This is a genomic window from Sphingobacterium sp. NPDC055346 (assembly GCF_053645235.1).
The window spans coordinates 126,396-152,434 of sequence record NZ_JBSHMI010000001.1; the positions used below are offsets into that span (position 1 = coordinate 126,396).

General features: G+C 41.3%; 24 protein-coding genes. 16 read left to right on the forward strand and 8 right to left on the reverse strand.

The window, feature by feature from the left end; translation table 11 throughout:
* The first annotated feature begins 132 nt into the window (after window positions 1-132).
* From ACWICE_RS00540 to ACWICE_RS00555, 4 genes are all read left to right on the forward strand, one after another.
* A complete protein-coding gene (locus ACWICE_RS00540; protein WP_185210929.1) occupies window positions 133-552 on the forward strand; it encodes a cytochrome c maturation protein CcmE domain-containing protein in 420 nt (139 codons plus the stop codon).
* 22 nt (window positions 553-574) lie between these two features.
* On the forward strand, window positions 575-3,043 hold the full coding sequence (gene ccsA / locus ACWICE_RS00545) for a cytochrome c biogenesis protein CcsA (RefSeq protein WP_313260256.1): 2,469 nt from the start codon (window positions 575-577) through the stop codon (window positions 3,041-3,043).
* Window positions 3,043-3,822 (forward strand): Rossmann-like and DUF2520 domain-containing protein, encoded by a 780-nt coding sequence (locus tag ACWICE_RS00550; RefSeq protein ID WP_454297407.1) that lies wholly within the window; start codon window positions 3,043-3,045, stop codon window positions 3,820-3,822. The genes ccsA and ACWICE_RS00550 overlap by 1 nt, the downstream gene beginning before the upstream one ends.
* Before the next feature lie 172 nt (window positions 3,823-3,994).
* Window positions 3,995-5,548, forward strand: a complete 1,554-nt coding sequence (locus tag ACWICE_RS00555; RefSeq protein WP_185210935.1) for an FMN-binding glutamate synthase family protein — start codon at window positions 3,995-3,997, stop codon at window positions 5,546-5,548.
* A 7-nt stretch (window positions 5,549-5,555) separates the two neighbouring features.
* Here ACWICE_RS00555 and ACWICE_RS00560 read toward each other — a convergent pair whose 3' ends face one another.
* Window positions 5,556-5,999 (reverse strand): MarR family winged helix-turn-helix transcriptional regulator, encoded by a 444-nt coding sequence (locus ACWICE_RS00560; protein WP_185210937.1) that lies wholly within the window; start codon window positions 5,997-5,999, stop codon window positions 5,556-5,558.
* Window positions 6,000-6,088: 89 nt separating this feature from the next.
* Here ACWICE_RS00560 and ACWICE_RS00565 point away from each other — a divergent pair, with 89 nt between their 5' ends.
* Window positions 6,089-6,556 (forward strand): hypothetical protein, encoded by a 468-nt coding sequence (locus ACWICE_RS00565; protein ID WP_454297408.1) that lies wholly within the window; start codon window positions 6,089-6,091, stop codon window positions 6,554-6,556.
* A 74-nt stretch (window positions 6,557-6,630) separates the two neighbouring features.
* Here ACWICE_RS00565 and ACWICE_RS00570 read toward each other — a convergent pair whose 3' ends face one another.
* Both ACWICE_RS00570 and ACWICE_RS00575 read right to left on the reverse strand, forming a co-directional pair.
* Window positions 6,631-7,407 (reverse strand): amidohydrolase, encoded by a 777-nt coding sequence (locus ACWICE_RS00570; RefSeq protein ID WP_185210940.1) that lies wholly within the window; start codon window positions 7,405-7,407, stop codon window positions 6,631-6,633.
* Window positions 7,408-7,477: 70 nt separating this feature from the next.
* Entirely contained in the window at window positions 7,478-8,455 is a 978-nt protein-coding gene (locus tag ACWICE_RS00575) for a polyprenyl synthetase family protein (RefSeq protein WP_185216026.1), read from the reverse strand.
* A gap of 113 nt (window positions 8,456-8,568) precedes the next feature.
* Between ACWICE_RS00575 and ACWICE_RS00580 the strand changes: the two genes are divergently transcribed.
* Together ACWICE_RS00580 and ACWICE_RS00585 are read left to right on the forward strand one after the other, a co-directional pair.
* Window positions 8,569-9,732, forward strand: coding sequence for a glycosyltransferase family 4 protein (locus ACWICE_RS00580; RefSeq protein WP_185216025.1), 1,164 nt, complete (start codon window positions 8,569-8,571; stop codon window positions 9,730-9,732).
* A 3-nt stretch (window positions 9,733-9,735) separates the two neighbouring features.
* Entirely contained in the window at window positions 9,736-10,065 is a 330-nt protein-coding gene (locus ACWICE_RS00585; RefSeq protein ID WP_185210951.1) for an iron-sulfur cluster assembly protein, read from the forward strand.
* Between the two features lie 4 nt (window positions 10,066-10,069).
* On the opposite strand, the gene uvrC is transcribed toward ACWICE_RS00585, so the two are convergent.
* Window positions 10,070-11,872, reverse strand: a complete 1,803-nt coding sequence (gene uvrC, locus ACWICE_RS00590; protein WP_454297409.1) for an excinuclease ABC subunit UvrC — start codon at window positions 11,870-11,872, stop codon at window positions 10,070-10,072.
* A gap of 67 nt (window positions 11,873-11,939) precedes the next feature.
* Entirely contained in the window at window positions 11,940-14,201 is a 2,262-nt protein-coding gene (locus tag ACWICE_RS00595; protein WP_313190403.1) for a penicillin-binding protein 1A, read from the reverse strand.
* A 224-nt stretch (window positions 14,202-14,425) separates the two neighbouring features.
* Between ACWICE_RS00595 and ACWICE_RS00600 the strand changes: the two genes are divergently transcribed.
* Window positions 14,426-15,643 carry a TCR/Tet family MFS transporter gene (locus tag ACWICE_RS00600; RefSeq protein ID WP_454297410.1) on the forward strand — a complete coding sequence of 406 codons (1,218 nt, stop codon included), beginning with the start codon at window positions 14,426-14,428 and terminating at the stop codon, window positions 15,641-15,643.
* Here the strand turns inward: ACWICE_RS00600 and ispF are convergent.
* Together ispF and ACWICE_RS00610 are read right to left on the reverse strand one after the other, a co-directional pair.
* Window positions 15,637-16,122: a 2-C-methyl-D-erythritol 2,4-cyclodiphosphate synthase gene (gene ispF, locus ACWICE_RS00605; RefSeq protein WP_313260264.1), complete on the reverse strand. Its 486-nt coding sequence runs from the start codon at window positions 16,120-16,122 to the stop codon at window positions 15,637-15,639. The two genes, ACWICE_RS00600 and ispF, sit on opposite strands and share 7 nt — an antisense overlap.
* Before the next feature lie 134 nt (window positions 16,123-16,256).
* The gene (locus ACWICE_RS00610; protein ID WP_093098612.1) at window positions 16,257-17,078 is read right to left on the reverse strand and encodes a glycogen/starch synthase; all 822 of its coding nucleotides are present in this window, start codon (window positions 17,076-17,078) and stop codon (window positions 16,257-16,259) included.
* Between the two features lie 145 nt (window positions 17,079-17,223).
* Between ACWICE_RS00610 and panC the strand changes: the two genes are divergently transcribed.
* The 8 genes from panC to ACWICE_RS00650 all read left to right on the forward strand — a co-directional run bounded on the left by panC (window position 17,224) and on the right by ACWICE_RS00650 (window position 25,063).
* Window positions 17,224-18,072, forward strand: a complete 849-nt coding sequence (gene panC / locus ACWICE_RS00615; RefSeq protein ID WP_454297411.1) for a pantoate--beta-alanine ligase — start codon at window positions 17,224-17,226, stop codon at window positions 18,070-18,072.
* Window positions 18,073-18,116: 44 nt separating this feature from the next.
* Entirely contained in the window at window positions 18,117-18,464 is a 348-nt protein-coding gene (panD, locus tag ACWICE_RS00620) for an aspartate 1-decarboxylase (RefSeq protein WP_094255370.1), read from the forward strand.
* 52 nt (window positions 18,465-18,516) lie between these two features.
* Window positions 18,517-18,879 carry a hypothetical protein gene (locus ACWICE_RS00625; protein ID WP_185216020.1) on the forward strand — a complete coding sequence of 121 codons (363 nt, stop codon included), beginning with the start codon at window positions 18,517-18,519 and terminating at the stop codon, window positions 18,877-18,879.
* A gap of 172 nt (window positions 18,880-19,051) precedes the next feature.
* On the forward strand, window positions 19,052-21,391 hold the full coding sequence (locus ACWICE_RS00630) for a TonB-dependent receptor (protein WP_185210963.1): 2,340 nt from the start codon (window positions 19,052-19,054) through the stop codon (window positions 21,389-21,391).
* On the forward strand, window positions 21,391-21,864 hold the full coding sequence (locus ACWICE_RS00635) for a thioredoxin family protein (RefSeq protein ID WP_454297412.1): 474 nt from the start codon (window positions 21,391-21,393) through the stop codon (window positions 21,862-21,864). The genes ACWICE_RS00630 and ACWICE_RS00635 overlap by 1 nt, the downstream gene beginning before the upstream one ends.
* A 76-nt stretch (window positions 21,865-21,940) precedes the next feature.
* A complete protein-coding gene (locus tag ACWICE_RS00640; RefSeq protein WP_185216018.1) occupies window positions 21,941-22,510 on the forward strand; it encodes an FKBP-type peptidyl-prolyl cis-trans isomerase in 570 nt (189 codons plus the stop codon).
* Window positions 22,511-22,816: 306 nt separating this feature from the next.
* Window positions 22,817-24,463 carry an NAD+ synthase gene (locus ACWICE_RS00645; RefSeq protein ID WP_454297413.1) on the forward strand — a complete coding sequence of 549 codons (1,647 nt, stop codon included), beginning with the start codon at window positions 22,817-22,819 and terminating at the stop codon, window positions 24,461-24,463.
* A gap of 42 nt (window positions 24,464-24,505) precedes the next feature.
* Entirely contained in the window at window positions 24,506-25,063 is a 558-nt protein-coding gene (locus tag ACWICE_RS00650; protein ID WP_185210971.1) for a DUF4136 domain-containing protein, read from the forward strand.
* 592 nt (window positions 25,064-25,655) lie between these two features.
* Here ACWICE_RS00650 and ACWICE_RS00655 read toward each other — a convergent pair.
* Window positions 25,656-26,027 carry a DoxX family protein gene (locus tag ACWICE_RS00655; RefSeq protein ID WP_454297414.1) on the reverse strand — a complete coding sequence of 124 codons (372 nt, stop codon included), beginning with the start codon at window positions 26,025-26,027 and terminating at the stop codon, window positions 25,656-25,658.
* Window positions 26,028-26,039: the final 12 nt, after the last annotated feature.

Here is a 26,039-nt window from a genome sequence, read left to right on the forward strand (position 1 = left end):
ATTTAAGATACTTACAAAAAATAATGTAACTTAAATAGAAACATTCTAAATAACCCAATTTCATTGCTAAATTCATTCCTTGCACTACTATTTCGTAATTTTGCAGTTGGTTAATATTATATTCATATAGAGATGAAGAAAAGTTCGATCATTTTAATTGTAATTATAGCTATAGCTATTGCGATGATACTTGTGATCTATACCGATTCTAGTACATATTCAACATTTACTGAGGCGAGGGAAAAGAAGACAGAGATCTATGTAGTAGGTGTTTTGAATAAGCAAAAAGATCTGCATTATGATCCTGTGAAGGATGCAAACCATTTCTCTTTTTACATGTTTGACAATGACAGTACAGAGTGTCAGGTAGTATTCAATGGTTCTAAACCTCAGGATATCGAGCGTTCTGAACAAATTGTTTTGACCGGTAAAATGGAAGGTAATGTTTTCCATGCCAGCAAGATTTTGATGAAATGTCCTTCTAAATACAATCAGGATCAAATGGAGGTGATTGAAACATCATCTACCCCAGCAACAGCATCAGTCAATTAACAATTCAATACCTCAATATTCTATGGACGTAAATTACGTTGGAGAAAATCTACTTCCAGGTCAAATTGGACAGTTTTTCGTAGTCCTTTCTTTTGGAGCAGCATTATTATCCTTCATTTCCTATTTCTTTGCAACCAAATACCCTGAAGAAAAATCTTGGAAACAATTAGGGCGTATTGGCTTTTGGCTAAATGCCCTGTCAATCGTTGTCATTGGTGCCACCCTTTTTTATATCATTTACAATCACCTTTTCGTATATCACTATGCCTACGCGCATTCGTCGATGACCCTGCCTACCCATTATATCATTTCATCATTTTGGGAAGGACAAGAGGGAAGTTTCTGGCTATGGATGTTCTGGCAAGTGGTCATGGGATCAATCCTAGTATTCAAGGCGAAAAGCTGGGAAAGCCCGGTAATGACCTTCGTTATGCTATGTCAACTTTTCTTGGCGTCCATGCTTTTAGGTGTAGAGGTCTTCGGTTCCCGCATTGGTAGTTCACCATTTATTTTGCTTAGGGATGCCATGAACTGGCCTATCTTAAAGGATCCGAATTACCTAAGCATGATCAAGGATGGCCGAGGATTAAACCCATTGTTACAGAACTATTGGATGGTGATCCACCCTCCTACCTTATTCTTAGGCTTTGCATCTATGATCGTTCCTTTTGCTTACGCAGCAGCTGGACTTTGGCAAAAACGCTATAAAGAATGGATCAATCCAGGATTGCCTTGGGCATTGTTCGCAGTAATGATCCTGGGCGCAGGTATCATCATGGGATCTTTCTGGGCATATGAAGCACTGAACTTTGGTGGCTTCTGGGCTTGGGACCCTGTTGAAAACGTATCGATCATTCCTTGGTTGACCTTGATTGCTGCCGTTCACGTCATGGTAGCTTATAAAAATACCGGACATGCTTACTTCACTGCCGTATTCTTGGCAATGATCAGCTTTGTCCTTGTAATCTATGCTTCGTATCTGACACGTAGCGGCATCTTGGGCGAAACATCGGTACACTCCTTCACCAGTTTAGGGATGTCCGGGCAGCTTATCATCTTCAACCTGATTTTCCTGATCATTATGATCGTGTTATTGGTTGCAAGAAGAAAAGAAATGCCAAGCACCAAGAAAGAAGAAGAAATATATTCACGCGAATTTTGGTTATTCATCGGTGCATTGGTCCTAACCGTTGCCTGTGTTCAGATGATCGCAACGACCTCCATTCCCGTATTCAATGCTTTGTTTGGAACAAAGGTAGCCCCTCCGGTAGACCCAATCCCTCACTATAACAAATGGCAAGGTGCATTTGCAGTTGTTGTTATGCTATTAACTGCATTTACACAATTCCTAAAATACAAACGTACCGATAGCAAGAAGTTCTGGGCAGCTACTTTGGCATCCTTTATCTTCGCTTTGGTCATTTCAGCAGCTATCGTTTACTTCACAAACATTTACACCAACATCATGTTCATCCTGATCACCTTTACTTCGGTGTTCGCAATCTTGGTGAACTTAAGGGTATTGGGTGATTCGTTCAAAGGTAAATGGCGACTGGCAGGATCAGCTGTATCCCATATTGGTTTTGGTCTTTTGCTGATTGGAGCTTTGATCGCCGCAGCTACCAACGAAGTGGTTTCTGTAAACAGCAGTAACTATATCGCCGTAGCAGGATTTGACCAAGTTGAAAAACCAGGAGACAACCTATTCTTAACAGAAGGTGAACCCGTAGATATGGGAAAATACAAGATCACTTACATCGGTGACTCTGTTGCCAAACCGAACGTTTTTTACAAAATCAAATACGATGAAATAGACGAAGAGACTGGAAACATCAAAAACTCCTTTGTCTTAAAGCCTTTTGCGCAGAACAACCCGCAAATGGGTGGATTGATCGGAACTCCAGGAACTAAACATTTCCTTACCCATGACATCTATACGGTTATCACCGCAGCAGCTTCTGATTCCCAGAAACCAGCTGAACAGGATGCTCAGGAAGGAAGCGCTGGTTTTGAAGAGTATGAAGAACCTGCAACCTATGAGGTCAATGTTGGTGATACCCTTCGTTATAGAAATGGATTCTATGTAATCCAAGGTATCAACAAGGATGCTAAATTGGAAAACATGCCAAAAGCTGACGATGACATTTTGGTTGGATTAAAGATCAAGGTCATTGCTTCAGATGGCAAAGAATTCCCAGTAGAACCAATCTTTTTGATCAAAGGTGGCAATACCTTCGATTTCTATAAAGATGTCCCAGAACAAGGCCTAAGATTCAGGTTTACGAAGATTATGCCTGAGAAGAACAAACTGGAATTAATGGCTTACCAAAAACCTCTTCCTGAAAAGAAATGGGTGGTATTCAAAGCCATCAAATTCCCTTATATCAACTTCTTCTGGTGTGGTACCATCGTCATGACCATTGGTTTTGGAATGGCCATTTATCGTAGGTTAAAAGACAATAAAATTAAAGAAGCTAAACAAGCAGCATAATGAATATCGTCCTCATCGGCAGTGGAAATATTGCGACCCACCTAGGGAAAGCATTCACTGATGCTGGACATCATGTTGCTCAAGTATATTCTAGAACATTAGCCAATGCCAATGCATTGGCTAATGTTTTATCCGCTCAAGCCATCGATAACTTAGCTCAACTGGACCCAAAGGCCGACCTCTATCTTTTGGCCGTTTCTGATTCAGCAATCGCTGAGCTTGCTCAAAACCTTCCGAATGATCTGGAAGGCACCATTGCCCATTGCTCTGGTGCCACTGATGTTGAAGTCCTCAAGGACTTCAAAAACCACGGAGTGATCTACCCTGTTCAAAGTTTTTCTAAGCACAAGGAATTAGACCTGAACCAGACCCCCTTTGGCATTGAAGGAAACAATGAAAAATCCGATCAAGTACTCTTGCAACTAGCCAGAGAGATTTCAGACAATACATTCGCTTGCAATTCACAACAGAGACTTACCCTGCATGTCTCCGCTGTTTTTGCCAATAACTTCAGCAACGCTCTTTTCCAGCTTTCCTTTGATCTGCTCAAAGAGCATAATTTACCCTTCGATCTCATCCGCCCGATCATCCAGGCAACGGCAGAAAAAGTGCAAAATCACGAACCTAGACAGGTTCAGACAGGACCTGCAACAAGAAATGACAAAACAACCATGGTTACGCATTTCAACTTTCTTAGCCCCCATCCTGATTGGCAACTTATTTACCAAAAAATATCGGACCTTATTATTAAAACAAGAGAGAATAATTCAGAAAATTAACAATTCAATAAATCTTTAAACTTCTTACTAATTTTTTCATAATACCCTCTGAACTTGCTAATTTTGCATGCAAATAACCGGTTATAGGGTTCTCGTTCCGTTTATGGCACATTTATGGCGGAACCTAGACTGTGGTAATAAATTATAATAAGTTTAGCATAATAATTTCATCATGCAGGTAAGAAAACTCATCCTAGGGATCATTATTTTAGTAAACCTAATAATTATCTCTTTTGGTGTCATCTTTACTCCAAAATGGTTTTGGTTGTTACTGATTCCATTCCCGCTCTTAATCATCGCCCTATATCACAGTTTCCAAACGAAACATGCGATCTTAAGAAACTATCCCGTGGTTGGATACTTCCGTTATTTCTTGGAGTCCATCCGCCCAGAATTAAGACAGTACTTCTGGGAGTCTGATACAGATGGTAGACCTTTTAACAGACGTCAGCGTTCAATCGTTTATCAACGTGCGAAAAACCAACGCGAAACTGTTGCCTTCGGTATGCAAAGCGACCCGCAGGCTGTAGGAAACGAATGGGCTGCCCACAGTATCTTCCCTGTTCATATCGAGGATCATAATTTGCGTACTACAGTAGGTAATGCTGCCTGTAAGCAACCTTATAGCTTAAGTGTGTTCAACATCTCCGCAATGAGTTACGGTGCATTGAGCCGCACTGCGATTACTGCGTTAAATAAAGGTGCTGCTTTGCAAAACTTTGCCCACAATACCGGTGAAGGTGGTATTTCACAATACCATATCAATGGTGGTGACCTGATTTGGCAAGTGGGTACCGGTTACTTCGGCTGTAGGGATGAAAATGGTTACTTTGAACCAAACCTGTTCCGTGAAAAATCGACACGCCCTTATGTGAAAATGATCGAATTGAAACTATCTCAAGGTGCTAAGCCTGGTCATGGAGGTATCCTTCCGGCTGCAAAAAACACCCCTGAGGTTGCCGCAATCCGTCACGTTGTTCCGGGTACCGATGTTATGTCTCCTCCGGCACACAGTTCATTCAAAACTCCAGTAGAGATGATGAACTTCGTCCAAAAGCTGCGTGAACTTTCTGATTACAAACCTGTAGGGTTCAAACTTTGTATCGGTGATAAACAAGAGTTCATCGAAATCTGCCAGGCGATGCAAGAAACCCAGATCATGCCTGACTTCATCTCTATCGATGGATCAGAAGGTGGTACCGGTGCTGCTCCTTTGGAATTCACGGACAACTTGGGTATGCCGCTTTACGATGCCTTGGCTTTCGTAACTACGACCTTGATCAACTTCGGATTAAAGAAACATATCAAGATCATCGTTTCAAGTAGAATCGTTACGGGGTTTGATATCCTGAAAGTGATCGCTTTAGGTGCAGATGCATGCTATAGCGCACGTGGAATGATGTTCGCATTAGGCTGTATCCAAGCCCTGAAATGTAATGAAGACGTATGTCCGGTAGGTGTTGCAACTCAACAGCCACACCTTTACAAAGGATTGGATGTAGAAGATAAATATGTGCGTGTAGCACAGTTCCACCGTAACACATTACGTGCTACCGTAGAAATCATGGAAGCCTGTGGTTTCAATAGCCTCGATGAGGTCAATGCCGACAAATTCTTCCGCAAGGTCGATAGTCAGAATACCCTAAGCTTCCAAGATATATACTTTAAGAATACAGGTAAATTGGTAAACAACCGCAGCGACTTCGCTCCGGAAGTGTTTGATTAAGCCAAGCTTACTTCAAGTTATTAAAAACTATCTCTAAAAGCTGTTGGGCCTGTTTCATAGAGTTTCTATCAACACCCGCCATAGCTTCAGAGATAGTTTTTTCTGCTTGTTGCATACACTTATCCTTGATTTTATGGCCCTGTGCCGTTAGATAGATCTGGTTTGCCCGTTTGTCCCCAGAACTGCTCACCCGCACCAATAGCTTCTGTTTTTCTAGATTGGAAATCAAACGCGATACACTGGGCTTGTCGCGAAAGGTCAGCTTGGCAATCTCCTGTTGGCTCAATCCCTCCGATTCCCATAGGAAATAAAGGACGCTCCATTGCTCCGCTGTAATATGAAGTCCACTATCCTTAAAGTTCCTTTGCAACCGTCTGCCGATTGCTGTCGAAACTCTCCCCGTTAAGAATGAATAGAATTCATTGGCATAATAAGTCTCATTTGTGATCATATCAGGTTAATTTGGTAATAAAGTTGTTGATGCAATTAAATGATTAATTGCTGTAAATGCAAATTATTTATCCATGTTAAATAATTTCAATGAAAAATTTAGCTATTTTTATAGATATGGATAATCCTATTTTAATCATTCTTATCGTTATCGGCAGTGTAATCTACAAGATTTACCAAGGCTACCAAGAAGAGCAAGAAAAAGCTAAAAAAAGATTGGAAGTGCTCAAAAAGAAGCTTCCAAACCAAAATCCATTTCAACAAACTAAACCAGCCCCTGCCCCCGTACAGACCACTAAACCGGCCCCAAAACCTGTCGTGTTCCAAAAACCCAAACAGGTAGAAACCTATAGCGAGATTCCATCTTACGATGAAGTGGAAATAGCAAGGCAAAGAAAAATAGAACAGAAAAGATTGGCTGCTGAAAAAAGACTCAAAGAAGAGAAATTGAAATCCGAAAGAAAACCAATGGAAGTCATAGACTTAGAGCCTCAGCACTTTAACCTACGTCAAGCCATCATCCAACAAGCAGTCTTAGAAAGACCGTATAAGGATTGATAAACCCTCTTGATCCACTGAATCAGAAATAAATTGAATTTCAAATTGGCCTAACTCTTATCCGTTCCTAAGAACTATAAGAATTTAAATTGGTCTTGGTCCTTCAGGAAAGGAAATTGCTCTCTACTTTCTTCCAGATCTTTAGGGTTCAGGGTAAAGGTATACAGGTCTTCATCCTCTGGCTTATAGTAAACTACATCCCCATTCGGCGAGATACACATCGATCCACCTGAATAATATACTTCTTTCCCATCATGGCCTACTCGGTTCACACCGATTACAAATGCCTGATTTTCAATTGCACGTGCCGGTATCAAGGCTCGCCAATGCGATGATCGCTTGTCTGGCCAACTCGCCGTATAGACCATCAGATCATATGCCCCATTCTGATTCCTCGACCAAGTCGGAAACCGAAGGTCATAACAGATCATCGGACAGATCCTCCAACCTTTCAACTGGAAGATAATACGCGATTGTCCCGCAGTGAAGACTTTATCCTCGCCTGCCATTGAAAATAAATGCCTCTTATCATAATGTACAAAGCTGCCATCTGGCGACATCCACACAAATCGATTGAAATACTTACTGTCTTCCTCAATGATTAAGGTACCTGCAACTACACATTCAAACTTCTTCGCTGTCTCATACAACCAATGCATGGTCTTGCCATTCATGGTCTCTGCACATTTTTCCACATTCGTGGTAAAGCCTGTATTGAACATCTCTGGCAAAATAATCAGATCCGTTTTCTCACGCAATGAAGACAACCTTAATCCTAAATTCTGAAGGTTCTTATCTACATTCTCCCAAAAAAGGTATGCTTGAAATATGGTGATTTTTAGTGGCTCCATTAATGTCCTTAGCTCTATTAATTCGTTTTCTGTTTTCACCAAATTATAAAAATCTTGGCAATTTTCATAATTAGCGTGTACGGTGCATCAAAGTATCTGCTAAATTCTTCAATTCCACCTTCTGCGATTCAGGAACGGCAATTTCTTCCAATTTATTGTAAGCCAGATCCATAAATCGCAACTTAATTTCTTCAGCATGCCTGTCGATATTAAATCTCGCATATAGATTTTTCATTCGGCTTACTTTCTCTGTATCTTTTATATCCTCCGAATTGATCAGTTCCACAAACTCAGCCCTAGCGGAATCATCAATCAAATGCTCTGTCTTTATCCGTAAATACGTCTTCTTGTTGCATAGGATATCACCGCCTACCTGCTTTCCAAAAGTCTTTGGATCTCCGTAAACATCTAGGTAATCATCTTGAAGCTGAAAGGCTATCCCTAGGTTCACTCCAAAATCATAGATCAATTGTTGCTGTTGCTTATCAGCATGCGCCAATATCGCTCCCATTTGCAGTGCTCCACCAAGTAAAACCGATGTTTTCAAACGGATCATATTCAGATAATCATCCTCGGAAACATCTGCCATTTTCTCGAAATCCATATCCAACTGCTGCCCTTCGCATACTTCCAAAGCAATCTTACTGAACACATGCAATAAGCTTGGGATACGGTCAGCAGGACTTTTTCCCAATTCTTGGTAGGCTTTCACCAATAAGGCATCTCCTGATAGGATCGCAACATTATCGTTCCATTTCTGATGAACCGTCTCCTTGCCCCTTCTCAAAGGTGCCCGATCCATAATATCATCATGTATCAACGAGAAATTATGGAAATATTCAATGGCTATACTTGCAGGAAGGACCTCCTCCAAATTTTCCTTACCAAACAACTTTGCTCCCATCAGGACCAACATCGGTCGGATGCGCTTGCCAGCCAAGGAAAGGATATAAGCTATTGGATCATATAAGTCGGCAGGTTGTTTTGGAAACTCAGCATTTTGAATATATCCAGCAATCAACTTGCCATAGGGATGCTGTTCGAACATAATCTTGTAAAATTAGGACGAAGATAACAATTTGAGACGGAATAGCTGAAGCCTTAGGATTTGATTTTAGCCTTTTAACATGTAAATTGCAGGGAACTTTTAAGGATCTACTCATGCGCATACTCATCATTCACAATCAATACCAACATATAGGCGGCGAGGATTTTGTCATGGGTCAAGAAATGGAAGCTTTAAGAAAGAACCATGAAGTAGATCTTTATACCGTACGCAATGTCAAAGGGGCAAAAGGATACCTACAATACCTGCTTTACCCCATAAATTGGCCCGAGGTAAAAAAAATCAAGGAACGCATCGAAACCTTCAAACCGGATATTGTTCATATCCACAATATGCATTATGCTTTAGGTCCACTGTTTATCCTTCATATCAAAAAAATGAAAATTCCGATGGTCATGACCCTGCATAATTTCAGGTTGATCTGCCCTTCGGCAACCTTGTTTTATGATGGAAACATTTACTTAAAGTCCATCAATGCAGACTTCCCATGGGATGCCGTTAAGAAGAAAGTATTGGAAAACTCCCTTATCAAAACCTTCTGGACAGCTTTCACCTATTGGATCCATAGAAAAAGAGGCACCTTCAAGGCAATAGACCGCTACATCGTACTCTCTGAATTTTCCAAATCCATCTTTGCAAAGTCCAAGTTCAATGTTCCAATGGATAAATTCACCGTCAGACCAAACTTCGTAAAAGTGGCAAACGTGAACAAGGAGTACCCATCTGATTATTTTATCTATGTTGGTCGATTATCGGAAGAAAAGGGCATAATTCCTTTATTACACGCTTGGAAAGCAACCGATCATCAGATTAAGATCTATGGAACTGGGCCTTTACAGAAAGAGGTGGAATTGATCTGTAGCCATAGCCCAAACATGCAGTACATGGGTTTCCAGGACAAACAGACCTTGAGCAATCAAATCGCATCTGCCTCCGCTGTCATCGTACCATCGGTATGCTACGAATCCATGCCCTTAGCCGTTCTGGAAGCTTATGCGCTCGGTACCCCAGTCATTGCCAGTAGTATTGGCATTTTAAATGAAATGGTTGTACCTTTGTATACCGGGTTATTGTTTGACCCCCACAACCATATCAATATGGTTCAGACATTGGCAGAATGGATAGCACTCCCCAAAGAGAAGATCCTGGAAATCAAAGCAAACTGCCAAAAAGAATATTTAGATAAATACAGCCAACCCATTGTAATGGATGAACTTGAAAGAATCTATGCAGAGGTTCTGGCTGATTCAAAAAATTAAGATATGAATATAATCATCATGGATAGGTTGGGCCTTGCTCCTCAAATTCAAGAAGCCCTTGCTACAATTTACGACCCCGAATTAAAACCCGCTAACATATTGGACCTAGGATTGATCTATGAAATCATTACCAAGGAAAATAAAAAAGCGAAAATCGTCATGACATTGACTGCTCCTGCATGTCCTGTGGCCGGACAGATCATGGATGAGGTGCAACAAAAAGTTGCTGCAATCGAGGGTATCGAAGAGGCTGTCGTTGAACTTACCTTCGATCCGCCTTGGACGAAAGACATGATGTCTGAAGAAGCTAAACTGGAATTAGGATTTATGTAAAAATCTAGCTCTTTTCAGCAAAATACGTTTTAAGTGCTTGCATCTGTTTTAGATTAAGCACTTTTTTTAATTCTTCTTCTGAAGCTTCCCGAACCTTCTTCACCGATTTAAAAGTCTTCAATAGCTTCTCGACCGTAACCTTACCAATACCTGGAATATTGTCCAGCTCCGAAACAAAGGTTTTCCGACTCCGCTGGTTTCGGTGGAAGGTGATACCGAATCGATGCGCTTCATCCCGCAGGTGCTGAATGATCTTTAAGGTTTCCGATTTTTTATCTAGATATAATGGATACTGATCTCCCGGATAATAGAGTTCTTCCAATCGTTTGGCAATACCGATTACAGTGACCTGCTTTTCTATCCCCAACAACTTCAAACTCTTCAAAGCAGCCCCTAATTGCCCTTTACCACCATCAATGATGATCAGTTGTGGCAACGTCTGGTCCTCATCCAAAAGTCTTCTATACCGCCTAAAAACAGCCTCCTCCATCGTCGCAAAATCATTTGGTCCTTCAACTGTCTTTACATTGAAATGCCTATAGTCTTTTTTCGAAGGTTTGGAATCCTTAAAAACTACTACCGCTGAAACAGGATAGTTACCCTGTATATTCGAGTTATCAAAACATTCTATATGTTTTGGCAATTGCGGCAAGCGAAGGTCCTTTTGCATTTGCTTCAAGATCCTGTCCGTCTTCACCTCGGGGTTGAGCTTCTCATATTGCAATAGGCGCTCCTTCTTAAAGTAGGCCACGTTCTTTTGCGAAAGCTCCAATAATTTCTTTTTATCACCTAGCTTAGGCACATGGAACTTGATATCCTCATTGCCTTCAATATCCAATTCAAAAGGAACGATGATCTCCCTGGAATGGCTTCTGAATCGCGATCTCAACTGCGGAATGGCAATGGCCAGTAATTCCTCATTGGTTTCATCCAACCGTTTTTTCAATTCGACGGTCTGGGTCTGGATCACGACGCCGTTTACTACCTTCAAGAAGTTTACAAAGGCATAATTATCTTCAGATGCTATACTGAATACGTCAACATTCGTAATGGAAGAACTAACTACGGTGGACTTGCTTTGATAGTTGGATAGCTTATCCAACTTGACCTTCAGTTTATGCGCCCCCTCAAAATCCATTTGCCGAACGGCTTCATTCATCTGTTCCTTGATCCGATTGGTCACTACCGCGATCTTACCATTCAGGATATCCTTGATGTCAGAAAGGTTCTCATCATAGCTAGCCTCCGATTGATACCCTTCACAAGGACCTAAACAGTTGCCTAACTGATATTCCAAACAGACCTTAAACTTCCCTTTCGAAATATTCTCCTGGGTCAGGCTCAGGTTACAGGTTCGCAATGGGAATAACTCCCTGATCATGTCCAGGATGATATGCATCATCCCTACAGAAGCATAGGGGCCGTAATATTTGGAACCGTCCTTGATGTACTTACGGGTCCAGAATATTCTCGGAAAGGGTTCGTTCTTGATGACGATCCAAGGATAGGTCTTGTCATCCTTGAGCATGACGTTATATCGAGGCTGATGCTTTTTGATCAGGTTATTTTCCAATAACCAGGCATCAATTTCGGTATCGACAATGGTAAAGGCAATCCGTCTGATCTTCCGGACCAATACCCTAGTTTTGCTGTTGAGTTGGTTTTCGTTGACAAAATAAGAGCCAACCCTATTCCGCAGGTTCTTCGCCTTCCCTACATAGATCAGCGTATCATCCTTATCAAAATACTGATAAACCCCAGGTTTATGGGGAATCTTGGTCAATTCTTTCTTATAGTCAAATTCCATCGTAGCAAAAAAAACAGACCTTTATTTCTGAAGAATAAAGGTCTGGTCTAATTTATTAAAGAAACGGTTAAAATCCTAACCTATCGTCTTCCAATATTTGTGAATCGCTCTTCGAAGGATCATTTCCATAGAATTGCGAGAAGTTGGAACAGTTCATCTCGAACCTCGTGATTCCTCCAGGCGGCTGAGGAAAATCCTCCTGCGTATAATTCAGGTCCTTATCCTTGTACACCTTATTCATATACAGACCAAACACTGGCATCGCTGCAGCGGCACCTTGTCCATATTGCATACTACTAAAGCTGATTCCGCGATCCTCCGCACCCGTCCAAACCCCAGTAACCAGTTCCGGTGTAATACCGATAAACCAGGCATCAGAGTTATCGTTGGTTGTACCTGTTTTTCCTCCAATTGGATTTTTCAATCCACCAAAGTTAGGGTCCCATCTCAATCGGGAACCAGTACCCCCGTCCACAACACCTTTCAGCATATCTACCATCGCATAAGCTGTCTCACTGTTCAAGGCTTTCAATACTTTAGGTGCCTTTTCATAGATCGGAGAACCGTTTTTATCTTCAATTCTCAAGATCATCGTCGGCTCTACCCAAGTTCCTTGGTTTACAAATGCAGAATACGCTCCAACCATATCAAATAATGATGCATCATAGGATCCCAATGCGATGGATAGGTTGCTCGGAATATTCGAGTTCACACCCATACGTTTGGTCAGGTCTGCAACATTGGCTGCCCCAACTTCACTGATCAGATAAGCTGATGCAAAGTTTTGGGAATATTTGATCGCATTTTTCAAGGTAATAGGATCACCACCCTGGGTTGTTCCTCTTGGTGTCCAATCGCCATAGGTACGCATATGGTTCGGAACCGAAACACATGGTCCATATCCATTATCGATGGCGTATGCATAGACAAATGGTTTCGCAGTCGAACCTACCTGACGGGTACCTAATTTTACTTGGTCATATTTGAAATGCTCAAAATCAACACCACCAACCCATGCACGGATATATCCCGTTTGAGGTTCCATGGATATCATCGCATTACGCAAGAACAACTTGGTGTACTTGATGGAGTCCATCGGAGACATTACCGTATCCACAGCACCCTTCCAGGTAAACAGGTTCATCGGAACTTTCTTCTCAAAATCTTTCTTGATCTGATCCTCCGATAGACCCTCCGCTTTCAAGACTCTATAACGGTCTGAACGTTTCATTCCCGTTACCAATAGATTGGCATTCTTTCCAGTAAAGGCATTCCTTCTTCTCCATTGCTTGTCAAATTCATTCTGCAAACGACGCATCCACTCTTTTTGAGCTTCTTCTGCATATTGTTGCATCTTGTAGTTGATTGGCGTATATACTTTTAATCCATCACGATCTAGGTCGTATGGGGTTCCATCAGGTTTGGTAATCGCCAAACGCTGGAATTCTTTCTTGATCTCTTCTTTTAATACCGCACGGAAATAAGGCGCCAATCCTTCACCATAATTCGATATCGTCAATTTCAAGCCCAAAGGCTGCGCTTTATACTTATCGAATTCTTCATTGGTGATATAGTTCTGGTCCCTCATGTTCTGAAGCACCAAATTTCTTCTCGCAATCGCTCTTTCTGGGTAACGAACCGGAGAATAATAACCAGGTCCCTTCAACATTCCGACCAATAGCGCTGATTGATCCGGTGTTAATTTGTCCGGGGTGGAATTAAAGAAAGTCCTTGCTGCTGATTTTATCCCAAAAGTATTGTACGCTCCGAAATCAACCGTGTTGAAATACATCATCACAATCTCTTCCTTGGTATAGTTTCTTTCCAAACGAACGGAGGTAATCCATTCCTGGAATTTCTGCATGATCCGTTTTAAGGAGTTCTTTTCCCTTTTCTCAGCGAAAAGATTCAGGGCCAACTGCTGTGTAATGGTACTACCACCTTGCTTGTTCCCAGCCAAGGTCAACAGTACAGTTGACATGGTACGTGAATAGTCGATTCCAGAGTGTTCATAAAAACGCTTGTCCTCTGTTGAGATCAAGGCTTGAACCAAGGATGGAGCCAATTCGGTATATTTTACGTTTGAACGGTTGTGAACGAAATAGGTTCCTAAGACCCTATTGTCATCGGTCAAAATTTCTGAAGCTAAATTACTTTTTGGATTTTCAAGATCCTTGAAGGTAGGCAACTTACCAAAAATACCAATTCTAACACTCAGGAGGAATAAACACGCAAAAGCCACCAAACCCAACAATACCTTCCAAAAGACCCCTGTATATCGTTTTACATCCTCTTCTGTAAGTTTACTACTTTTTGATTCTCTCTTCATTTGATAAATTAATGAAACAACGAACTTATCCTTACTACTTTAAGTCCATTTCCCTATAAACAGTAAGTGTGCCAAATCTCATTTGGCAACAACAAAAATACCATATTTTTCCCGATGTAAATAAATCTTGACCCTTATAGTTCCAAAAAATGTGGTCTAAGCTCCAAATTTCTTTCCTGATTCCGTTTTCAGGGGCAAAAAAAACAGTATATTTAGAGTAGCATATGCCGAAAATAAAATCTCAAGCCGGGTTACTTTTTATATTTATTACTGTAGTTTTAGACTCCATTGGTTTAGGAATTATTATCCCTGTAATGCCTGCCCTGATCAAGGAACTGATCCACGGCAACCTCAGCCAAGCTTCTGCTTATGGGGGCTGGTTGACTTTCTGCTATGCTTTTACCCAGTTCTTCTTCGCAGCCATCCTTGGGAATTTAAGTGACCATTATGGGCGAAGACCTGTGCTGCTCTGCTCCCTTTTTGGATTTACCATCAACTACCTCCTGATAGGCTTTGCACCCAGTATTTTCTGGCTCTTCGTCGGAAGATTGGTCGCTGGAATCACCGGAGCAAGCCATACCGTGGCAGCAGCCTATATTGCCGATGTCTCAACCAAGGAAAATAAAGCTCAGAATTTTGGCCTGCTCGGTGCCGCCTTTGGTCTTGGATTTATTATCGGACCAGTAATCGGTGGAGTTTTAGGGCATTATGGCCCTCGATACCCATTCTTTGCCGCTGCAGGGCTTACCTTTCTCAATTTCCTATATGGTTATTTTGTGGTTCCCGAATCATTGCCTAAAGAACACCGCAGGAATTTCCGCTGGATCAATGCTAATCCGGTAGGAAGCTTCCGACATATCAGAAAATACCCCGTGATCATGCCCTTGGTCATCTGTATTTTCTTGATCAATATTGCCGCACATGCCGTGCAGAGTACATGGTCCTACTTTACCATGGAAAAGTTCCACTGGGATGAACGGATGGTGGGCTATTCCTTAGGGATCATTGGCGTCCTACTTACCATTGTGCAAGCTGGACTGATCCGAGTCATCATCCCTAAGATTGGCATACCAAAGAGTATAATTTTTGGGCTATTGCTGAATTGTATTTCCTTACTTGGTTTTGGATTGGCGGGAGGAACCTTAGCCCTATTTGTCTCCAGTATTTTTTATGTATTTGCCGGAATCGCTGGACCTGCCATGCAGAGTTCCATCTCCAATAATACCCCAGCCAACGAACAAGGACAGATTCAAGGCGGTTTGGCCAGTATTATCAGTCTGACGGCCATCATCGGACCTTTACTCATGACAACCTTATTCTCCTATTTCACCAAAAAAAATGGCCCGATATATCTACCGAGCGCACCATTTTATCTTGGAAGTCTTTTAGCTTTGACGGCAACTGTTATTGCCATCAATTACTTTAGACGATTTAATCAATAATTTGTTTTCTCCAACAAACAGACTGCATAGGCAACCACACCTTCTTCCCTACCTATAAAGCCCATCTGCTCATTTGTCGTCGCTTTAATGGAAACATCTTCAACAGAAATTCCGGCAGCCTCCGCAATATTCGCTTTCATCTGCGAAATATAAGGTTTGATCTTTGGTGCCTCTAAACAAAGCATCCCATCAATATTTCCCAACTCAAAGCCCTTATCCTTGATCAACTTGATACAATGTCTCAACAGGTCCAAACTATTGGCTCCCTTCCAGCGATCATCCGTATTCGGAAAATGGTATCCAATATCTTCCAGATTTGCAGCACCCAAAATCGCATCGCAGATCGCATGCGCCAAAACATCCGCATCCGAATGCCCAAAAGCCCCCGCATGATGATCTAAGGTAACACCGCCAACAACAAATGGATGTCCCGCCTTCATCTGATGGACATCAAAGCCAAATCCTACTTTAATTTTCATGTAACGAAGATAAGGAATATTATTGAACCATAATATGGCTCGGCTTCGCTTGCCATACCCTGGTTCAAAATCAAAAACCAAAAAAGGGCAGAGAATTGATCTCTGCCCTTTTTTGGTCTCTTTTTATCCTCAGCTTAGGCTGAAACTTCTTCGTTTACGAACTCATCATATAGTTCAGAAAAGGCTTCATAGTCCTCATCTGACGAAGGTTCGAAGGTACGGATGTTATTTTCTTGGATGTAAGAAAGAATTTCCGGATTGATGTCTGCGTCGGCTTTCACGACAACGTCTGTAAAGGATAGAGCACCTTTATAGATATCAACATAACTGCCAGACCCATAATCCTTCAATTTGCTCGCATCAATGTCTGACTGCGCAGCCATCTCAGCATACTTGCTTCCTAAAGAATCGTTTCCGAATTCTTCATTGTACAAGGAGAAGAACACTTTGGAATCTTTGAATGTAGGATCATCCTGATAAACTGTTTTCAAGTAAGCAGGTACCATCGCGGTAAACCATCCATGACAGTGAACCACATCTGGCGACCATCCTAGTTTCTTAACGGTTTCCAAAGCGCCTTTACAGAAGAATAATGAACGCTCATTATTGTCTGCAAAGCCCTTACCATGCTCATCACGAAAAACTTTTTTCCGCTGAAAGTACTCTTCATTGTCCAAGAAGTACACCTGCATCCTTGCCGCTGGCAATGATGCTACCTTAATAATTAGCGGATTATCATTATTGTCCACCACTATGTTCATTCCCGACAACCTTATCACTTCATGAAGACGATTTCTGCGCTCATTAATATTACCAAAACGCGGCATCAGAATTCGGATTTCGAACCCTTTTTCTTGCATAGCATGTGGTAACTGGCGTGTTATTTCAGAAATTTTACTTAGTTCAAGGAAAGGCGACATTTCATGGGTTATAAACAAGATTTTCGTTTTTGCCATCTCCAACTGTTTTTTATATTATTGAATAGTAAAATCGGTCTACAAAGATACAATTAATTTATCAATTTTACAATTGATTAAAAATCATCATTTTATAATTTAAACTTTATTCCCCATTTTTGCACCTTATTTCTAATTTTTGACCGTGAAAATTTTTCGCACTAAAAAGGAACTCCAACATGAACTTGCTGGAATCCGCCAACAAAATCAAGTCATCACCCTGGTACCAACCATGGGCGCGCTGCATGAAGGTCACCTCTCCTTGATCAACTATGCCAAACCCCTTACCGACATCACGGTATGTAGCATTTTTGTTAATCCAACTCAATTTAATGACCCTAAGGACCTGGAGAAATACCCACGCCCTATTGAAAATGATATCGCCCTATTGGAGTCCGTAGGCTGTGATATCCTCTTTATGCCGACCGTTGAGGAGATGTACCCTGAAAACGACCCAGAATGGCATATCGACCTAGGAAACCTAGATCAAATCTGGGAAGGTGAACACCGCCCTGGGCACTTCCAAGGTGTTACACAGATCGTTTTTAAGCTATTTGATCTGGTAAAACCGAACCAAGCTTGCTTCGGCCAAAAAGACTTCCAACAGGTCATGGTCATCCAACGCATGATTGACATCAAAAACCTGGACATCAAACTCCTGATCTGCCCTATTATCAGAAGTGAGGCAGGTTTGGCATTGAGTTCTAGAAATGCACGCCTTTCTGAAGAAGGTAAAGAAAATGCCCTAACTATAATTACTGCCCTTCGCTTTATCCAGGACAACCTGGAGCAGAAGTCCGTTGCTGAACTATTGGATGGAGCAAAAACAATTATTGCCTCCAACCCTGCTGTGGAATTGGAATACCTAAGTATATGTGAAACCAGCACCTTGGCCCCTGTCGACAATATCGAATCAGGCAAAGACTACGTTGCACTGATCGCTGCATGGGTAGAAAAGGTACGTTTGATCGACAACATATTACTTTCCCGTTAGAATAATTTTTAAGCTGTTTTATATTAAAAGAGTAACTTTGCATCATGATGATAGAAGTAATGAAATCAAAAATTCATAGAGCTCGCGTTACGCAAGCTGAATTGAATTATGTGGGAAGCATAACCATTGATCAAGACCTAATGGATGCTGCGGATATTATTGCCAATGAAAAAGTACAGATTGTCAACAATAATAATGGCGCAAGGCTTGAAACCTACGTCATTCCAGGTGAACGCGGTACTGGAACAATCTGCTTGAACGGTGCTGCTGCCCGCCTGGTACAGGTTGGCGATATCGTAATCATTATTTCTTACGCCTTAATGGAACGTGAGGAAGCAAGAAACCACAAACCATTGCTTGTGTTCCCAGATGAACACAATAAAATCGTTTAAACACTGATCTTAGCAATTTAATTGCTAATTTTAGCAGATATTTGACCAGTGCATGCATAGACTAACCTCATACCGCCAATTCGTTGCCCATTTCCTTCTTGTATGGATGTGTGGCATCATCGTCTCTGGCGTGGTCTTCATGCACAAAGAGGTCACCTCAACCGGGGAGATCGTCACGCACATCCACCCCTATAACCTTGGCGAAAAGAATCACCACCATCACCATTCCGATGCTGAAATCCGATTCTTGGATATTGTCTACCAAGGTTCTTACTTACATTGGTCCCCATTTGTATTTGAAGCACCGATCTTACCTGAATTCAATGTCTATAAATTCGGATTCAAGACCTTTAATATTGTTTTCCAAATCCACGATATCCGTGCTGGACGTGGCCCCCCTTCAATTTTAGCTTAATCAATATTTTTCTTTTTGAACCTATTGGCTCCAATCCTATATGCTATGGGATTATACTGCTCAATCAGGTTCGCAATTCATTAATTTACGTAGTGGCGCGAATGATGCCCTACCCTATTTGGATACCTGTTCTTTCAGGGATTCAAATGTAATTGAACAGTTAAAATTATATATGAAATTATTTCTACTCAGGAATTTCCTGATCATTATATGCCTTGGCCTAGGCAATCAGGCAGTCTATGCCCAAATTTCAGGTCGCGTAATCAATGACAAACAACAAGCTGTCCCAAATGCAACCATTCTATTGGATGGCACCAAAGTGGGAACTTCAACCGATAGCCTAGGATATTTCGAACTGGATACCAAAGGCCAAAACAGCAAAAGCCTTTCCGTAAGGGCTGTAGGCTACCAAAATGCTAAAAAACAGTTCAGTGCAAACGAATCAGGATTGAACATCGTCCTGCATGAAGACAACTTAAACTTGAACGAAGTGGTGGTCAGTGCTTCCCGTTACGGTATGGAAAGAAAAAAGGCGCCGGTAATCGTGAATGTATTGAGTCCTAAACTATTTACCGCAACACAGTCTGTGGCCATGTCTGAAACCTTGAACTACCAACCTGGGGTTCGGGTGGAAAACAATTGCCAAAACTGTGGCTTTACCCAAGTGCGATTAAATGGAATGGAAGGGGCATATTCACAGATCTTGATCAACTCGCGCTCTGTTTTCTCAGCCTTAAACAGTGTGTATGGTTTGGACCAGATTCCAACATCCATGATAGACCGCATCGAGGTGGTACGTTCAGGTGGTTCTGCCCTATTTGGTGCAAATGCCATTGCCGGAACGATCAATATCATTACCAAAGACCCTGTTGAAAACGATTGGCAGATTAAATCGACCAACTCCATCATCGATGGACAAGCTTGGGACAACACCATTGATTTCAACACCTCCTATGTAGACAATGATCTTAAAGCAGGTGCTACTTTCTACGGAATGCACCGTAACCGTCAAGCCTATGACGCAAATGGCGACGGTTTTTCGGAAATGACCAAATTGAAGAACATCACTTTTGGTACCAAAGCCTTCTATAAGCCTTCTGAATTCAATAAGATTACTTTAGACTTAAGTGCCTTGAATGAATTCCGAAGAGGTGGTGACAATCTGGACAAAGCTCCACACTTTACCGATGTAACGGAACAGTTAAGGACAAACACCTTCATCGGAGGTTTGACCTATGATCAGTATTCTAAAGATTACAAACATAAACTGTCCATCTATGGCTCCGGCCAGATCACCGATAGAGAAAGCTTCTATGGTGGTCTAGGAGGTGGCAGAACTGCTCAAGACAGCGTATTGGCTTCCAATGCATACGGTGACACCGATGATTTTGCCATGGTTGTAGGAGCGCAATATACCTATACCTTCGAACGCGATGTCATAACAGCTGGGGTGGAATACAACAACAATAGAACTAAGGACAATATCCCAGGATACGATCGACTGATCGATCAAAAGACCCATGGAGTGGGTTCTTATGCGCAGTACGAGTGGAATATCCTCGAAAACCTTAAAACCTTGATTGGTGCCCGTTATGATTACACTTATGTGGATGGAAACTATAAATTGGCCGGATACAATAGAAATTCTGCCCAAAACTTTGGTACATTCAGCCCTAGGTTTACCTTACTATATGACATTACAGATTACCTGCAATTCAGGGGTGGATATGCCCGAGGATTCCGTGCTCCACAAGCTTTCAACGAGGATATGCACGTCACTTCCATCGGAGGGCAACAAGTGTTCGTATTGATCGGCGAAAACCTAAAGACCGAATATTCCAATGCCTATACAGGTTCATTTAACATTACCAAAAACTTTGGTTCTGTACAGACCAGTTTACTATTGGAAGGTTTCTATACCGATCTCCAAAATCCATTCACCAATATCATGACCTCCCAAGATGAAAACTTGATCATCCAGGAAATGCGCAATGGATCTGGAGCAAAGGTATATGGTTCCAACGTGGAATTGAATATTGCTCCATCTTCAAAATATAGTTTCCAGATGGGCGGAACGGTTCAACGCTCTGAATATACCGATGAGCAGCTATTGTATGAAGGTAAAACTCCTGCAGAGAATATAAGCAGCAAAAAGTTTGTTCGTACACCAAACGTTTACGGTTACTTTAATGCCAACTGGAAACCATTGGAACCATTTAACGTTGACATTACTGGTGTTTACACCGGTAGTATGATCGTGCCGCATGTCTTGGAAGGCGAAGAGATGATCTTGAAAAACTCTCCAAATTTTGTGGAAGCAAACTTCCGTTTAGGTTACACTTTCTCCCTGAAGAAAGACTTCAGCATTGAAGTGTTCGGTGGAATGCAAAACGTCTTCAATGCTTTCCAAAAAGATTTTGACAAAGGCGCATTGCGTGACTCCAATTATATCTATGGACCATCAAGACCAAGGACAATAACCTTCGGTATCAAGGTAGGACATTTTCACTAATGAAGTTGTTACAATTCATATCCATAGCCATCCTATTGACGGCAGGTTCGCTCCAAGCTCAAGAGCGGAACGAACCTGCCGTCAACTGGCTTTCCTTTGAGCAATTGAGTGATTCTTTGACGGTTAGGCCCAAACCCGTATTGATTTTCTTTCATACTGATTGGTGTTCCTATTGCAAAAAGATGCTAGGAGAGACCTTTAAAGACCCACAAGTGATCGAAAAGCTCAATTCAGGATATTATGCCGTAGAGTTTGACGCAGAATCCGTAGATACCGTGAGATTCGACGGAGAGGTCTACGCGAGCGAATTAAAATCCAAAAGGACTGGAAAACATCACCCCTTGGCAAGTATTTTAATGGGCAGCAAAAACAGGGCTGTTTTCCCTACTACCATTATCTTAGACACCGATTTTTCCATGAAATTCAAAAAATTTAATTACTTAAGTATTAAGCAACTATTAAATATTTTATAAATTTATACCCGCAACTGTAGCGTATTAAAAAATTCATGCGTTATCAGAAGCATTATTAATGATACTAAAAACAAATATGAAAAACTTAAAATTATTCTTAGTTGCTCTTTTGGCTGTGGTAAGTGTTTCTTCTTGTATGAAGACGGAAACTAATGATTTTGATTATGAAGCAAATCAAAGAAGAATCGATTCAACTTTGAAAAAACAGGCTCCACTTATTGAAGCTTATGCAAGAGAGCATTTCGGTGATAACATAGATTCAGCTTACGGTATTTGGTACGAAGTATTGCCTACAACAGTTGATAGTGCTGCATTCGAATATGTTTCTGCAGGTAATGGTTGGGTACCAGTAATTGCAAACGTAAAATATAAAGGTGAATTAATGGATGGAAAAGTTTTTGAAGAAAAAACAACCGCTACTCAAATGACCATCAACAGATTAATCACTTCTTGGATGGTGATGTTCTACCCTAAAGCTTCATCAGGTTATTCTGGTGTTTTACCTCATGGATTATTAAAAGGAAATAAAGTGAGATTTATCGCTCCTTCTCCTTTGTGTTATGATAACCAAGCACAAGAAAATATCCCTGCGGATTCACCGCTGATCTTTACTATTGAAGTAACAGATATCAGAAACGCAAACTAAGCGCAAAAAATCAAATAATATTTACAAAAAGGCAATCGAAAGGTTGCCTTTTTCTGTTGGATCTCAACCTAAAAACCTAGATAGAAATTTGGGTTTCATTCGAGACTCATTCGAGACACATTCGGGAAATCCTTTCAAAGTATTCAATTCATTTTGCGAAAATTCCGAATGTGTCTCGAATAAGGTCAAAACAAAAGAGTGACTTCTAAATTCGGCCTGAAATTTTCCTGTATTTGTTACTTTATGGCATAAAGGCCTTAGGCAATAACTAAATTAAATTACTATTTTTACAATAAAAGTCAACACATGAAGATTGCTTTATCACAGCTCAACTACCATATAGGAAATTTCGAAAAGAACAATCAAAAAATTATCGACAGCATCCTGAAAGCAAAGAATGAAGGCGCTGAACTGATCGTATTTGCAGAATTGGCTATTGGAGGCTATCCTGCTAAGGATCTTTTGCGAAACACTGCCTTTTTACAGCAATGCTATCATAGCATAGAGAACATTGCTGAACACTGTCAGGACATCGCCTGTATCATTGGCGCTCCAGTTCCGAATCAAGACGGAGAAGGAAAATCCCTTTACAATGCCGCTGTTTTGATCGAACAAGGACAAGTTAAGCAAATTACCAAAAAGAGCTTGCTCCCAGATTACGATGTTTTTGATGAGTACCGCTATTTTGAACCTAATGCGCAGGTAAGCTGCATAAAATTCAAAGAGAAAACCATTGCGTTGACCATCTGTGAAGATCTATGGGATGATGATGGACCAAATTCTTATGTTGGCGACATCATGTTGGAGTTGGCCAAAGAGAACCCCGACCTGATCATTAATATTGCTGCATCACCGTTTTCATACACCCATTTTGAAAGCCGAAAAAATGTACTGAAACGCAATGTGATCAAAGCAAACGCTCCTTTAATCTATGTCAATCAAATCGGTGCCCAGACGGATATCATTTTTGATGGTCGTTCCTTGGCATTGAACAAAAAAGCTGAGGTAATTTTGGAATTAAAGGCTTTTGAGGAAGACCTACAGTTTGTGGAATTGATCAACAATGAACTGAAATCGACTGTGGAGTATAATCCACGCAAAACCTCGGAAATATCTTTGATCCATGATGCCTTGATCTTGGGACTAAAAGATTATTTTCAAAAATCAGGGTTTAAGTCTGCGATACTTGGGCTTTCAGGAGGTCTAGATTCAGCATTGGTTGCTGCATTAGCCTGCGAAGCCTTAGGTCCTGAAAATGTTCTTTCGATCCTGATGCCTTCGGTTTATTCTACGGACCACTCGCTGAAAGATGCCTTGGACCTGGTGGAGAATACCGGATGCCAACATCAGATTATTCCGATTAAAGATATTGCAGCTGCCTTTGAGTCTACTCTTGAAGAAACCTTTGCTGGCCGTGAGAAAGACACCACCGAAGAAAACATTCAGGCGAGAACCCGTGGCACCTTGCTGATGGCGATTTCCAATAAATTTGGAAACATCCTTTTGAACACCTCCAACAAAAGTGAAGCTGCAGTTGGCTATGGCACCCTATATGGCGACATGGCTGGTTCAATCAGTGTCATTGGCGATGTTTATAAAACACAGGCATACGAGCTGGCAAAATACATAAACCGTGAACGGGAAATTATCCCTATCAATACAATCGTTAAACCGCCATCGGCAGAGTTAAGACCTGATCAAAAGGATTCGGATTCCCTACCTGATTATGATCTTTTGGATGCTGTCCTTTTCCAATTGATTGAAATGGAAAAATCCAAGGAGGATGTGATCAATTTAGGCTTCGAGGAAAGCTTGGTAAACAGGATCTATAAACTGCTTTGCAATGCAGAATTCAAAAGATTCCAAGCCCCTCCTATTCTGCGCGTTAGCCCTAAAGCATTTGGCCCAGGCAGGTCCATGCCATTGGTTGCAAAATATTCGTTTAGCGGTTAAACTTTTTAAGGTAAAATACGTCTAATAAATAAATTGAGATTTATGAAAAAGTTTTGGTCAATCATGCTACTTGGGGTAGTCTTCATTTTAGGCTCCTGTAGCTCCTATAAATATAATACCACGAGGGTCCAGACTTTGGACTTCGCACAATATAAAACATATGGTTGGTTACCTCCTGTAGATTCACTTTCCAAGAACTACTTTACGAACGATATCGCCAGAAATAATATTCTGTCGACTGCAAACCGTGAATTAGAGGCTAGAGGAATGCGCTACAGCAAAGAAAATCCAGACATCCTGTTCCGTTATATCACGATAGTGAACAACAAAAGCAGAATGGTGTACGGGAATACAGGCTGGGGCTGGGGTGGTCCTTGGGGCTTCAGTCCTTGGTGGGGTTACGGCTGGGGCGGAAGATCTTATCCGGTAGGAAAAGAAAAAGTCCGCTACTCCCACTTGATCATCGAAGCCTTGGACCGAAAATCAAATTCGGTGGTATGGCAAGCGAGAGGATCAGGTGAAATTCAAACCCCTGAAAAATCAATCAACAATTTACCGAAAGTGGTAGAAGGAATTTTTAAGGAATATCCAGTGAAATAGGAAAAACAAAAAAAGCGAGCGATGCTCGCTTTTTTTGTTTTTGGATTTGAGATGTGAGATATGAGATGTGAGAGAGTGGAAAGCGGCTATCTTTTTAGCTTTTTTTGTCATGTTGACGAACGAAACATCTCAGAGCTATACCCTTTAATTCCCTCTGCCTGTCATGTTGAGGAACGAAACATCTCGGAACTATAAATACTGATAATCAAAAATGATAGCATTGGTGTACAGTTCTTCAATCTTCGATTGAAGATGACAGGCCATTTTTATAAGAACCGTACAGATTCTTCACTCCTCGTTCAGAATTGGAAATGTGCTAAAGAACCATCGGTCAATTATTTGTTTGATGCAGTTTAAATCTTGGTCTATCCTCCCATCCCTTTAATCCTGGTTCAAACGAAGGAATGGAAAAGGGTCAGCCAAAGGGATGATATTATTTTAGGTTTGTATGGGGCGGTCGTTTGCAATACGCCACTACAGTAGCACGTCCAAAAATAGTTAGAATGCCACGGTTATACCATGATCTTGGTCCATCCTCCCATCCATTTAATCCTGGTTCAAACGATTGAATGGAAAAGGGATCCGGAAGGTGCTATTTTATCATAGGCAGGTATCTCTTCCAGTTGTCGACTATGATCCAAATATCAATCAATCCCAATACGGCAGCCATCGGCGCTCCTGAAGGATCTAAGGTAGCATGATGAAGGAATACTCCTATCAATATAGGCAACAGGATTATAGCCCCTAATGCCCGAGTTTTGGGGATAGCGACCAAAAGACCTCCGATAATCTCCATCGTACCGACCAAGGGGATAAGCCATTTCAATTTCACTAATGCTGCTGTAATGGATAATTGTTCCTCAGTCAATTCAGGTGTCGGAATGATATTGATGAACTTGGCTGTTCCGAAGAATATAAAGGCCAAGCCGAATAGGGTAAAAATAACAGTCTTTACGATTTTCATAAGGTTATTGCT

Coding starts and splice junctions, on each gene's coding strand:
- panD (WP_094255370.1), top strand. CDS start 18,117: ATGATGATAGAAGTAATGAAATCAAAAATTCATAGAGCTCGCGTTACG.
- ACWICE_RS00570 (WP_185210940.1), bottom strand. CDS start 7,407: ATGGAGCCACTAAAAATCACCATATTTCAAGCATACCTTTTTTGGGAG.
- ACWICE_RS00655 (WP_454297414.1), bottom strand. CDS start 26,027: ATGAAAATCGTAAAGACTGTTATTTTTACCCTATTCGGCTTGGCCTTT.
- ccsA (WP_313260256.1), top strand. CDS start 575: ATGGACGTAAATTACGTTGGAGAAAATCTACTTCCAGGTCAAATTGGA.
- ACWICE_RS00540 (WP_185210929.1), top strand. CDS start 133: ATGAAGAAAAGTTCGATCATTTTAATTGTAATTATAGCTATAGCTATT.
- ACWICE_RS00595 (WP_313190403.1), bottom strand. CDS start 14,201: ATGAAGAGAGAATCAAAAAGTAGTAAACTTACAGAAGAGGATGTAAAA.
- ACWICE_RS00550 (WP_454297407.1), top strand. CDS start 3,043: ATGAATATCGTCCTCATCGGCAGTGGAAATATTGCGACCCACCTAGGG.
- ACWICE_RS00575 (WP_185216026.1), bottom strand. CDS start 8,455: ATGTTCGAACAGCATCCCTATGGCAAGTTGATTGCTGGATATATTCAA.
- ACWICE_RS00645 (WP_454297413.1), top strand. CDS start 22,817: ATGAAGATTGCTTTATCACAGCTCAACTACCATATAGGAAATTTCGAA.
- ACWICE_RS00640 (WP_185216018.1), top strand. CDS start 21,941: ATGAAAAACTTAAAATTATTCTTAGTTGCTCTTTTGGCTGTGGTAAGT.
- ACWICE_RS00600 (WP_454297410.1), top strand. CDS start 14,426: ATGCCGAAAATAAAATCTCAAGCCGGGTTACTTTTTATATTTATTACT.
- uvrC (WP_454297409.1), bottom strand. CDS start 11,872: ATGGAATTTGACTATAAGAAAGAATTGACCAAGATTCCCCATAAACCT.
- ACWICE_RS00625 (WP_185216020.1), top strand. CDS start 18,517: ATGCATAGACTAACCTCATACCGCCAATTCGTTGCCCATTTCCTTCTT.
- ACWICE_RS00555 (WP_185210935.1), top strand. CDS start 3,995: ATGCAGGTAAGAAAACTCATCCTAGGGATCATTATTTTAGTAAACCTA.
- ACWICE_RS00565 (WP_454297408.1), top strand. CDS start 6,089: ATGAAAAATTTAGCTATTTTTATAGATATGGATAATCCTATTTTAATC.
- ispF (WP_313260264.1), bottom strand. CDS start 16,122: ATGAAAATTAAAGTAGGATTTGGCTTTGATGTCCATCAGATGAAGGCG.
- ACWICE_RS00560 (WP_185210937.1), bottom strand. CDS start 5,999: ATGATCACAAATGAGACTTATTATGCCAATGAATTCTATTCATTCTTA.
- ACWICE_RS00630 (WP_185210963.1), top strand. CDS start 19,052: ATGAAATTATTTCTACTCAGGAATTTCCTGATCATTATATGCCTTGGC.
- ACWICE_RS00635 (WP_454297412.1), top strand. CDS start 21,391: ATGAAGTTGTTACAATTCATATCCATAGCCATCCTATTGACGGCAGGT.
- ACWICE_RS00610 (WP_093098612.1), bottom strand. CDS start 17,078: ATGGCAAAAACGAAAATCTTGTTTATAACCCATGAAATGTCGCCTTTC.
- ACWICE_RS00585 (WP_185210951.1), top strand. CDS start 9,736: ATGAATATAATCATCATGGATAGGTTGGGCCTTGCTCCTCAAATTCAA.
- ACWICE_RS00650 (WP_185210971.1), top strand. CDS start 24,506: ATGAAAAAGTTTTGGTCAATCATGCTACTTGGGGTAGTCTTCATTTTA.
- ACWICE_RS00580 (WP_185216025.1), top strand. CDS start 8,569: ATGCGCATACTCATCATTCACAATCAATACCAACATATAGGCGGCGAG.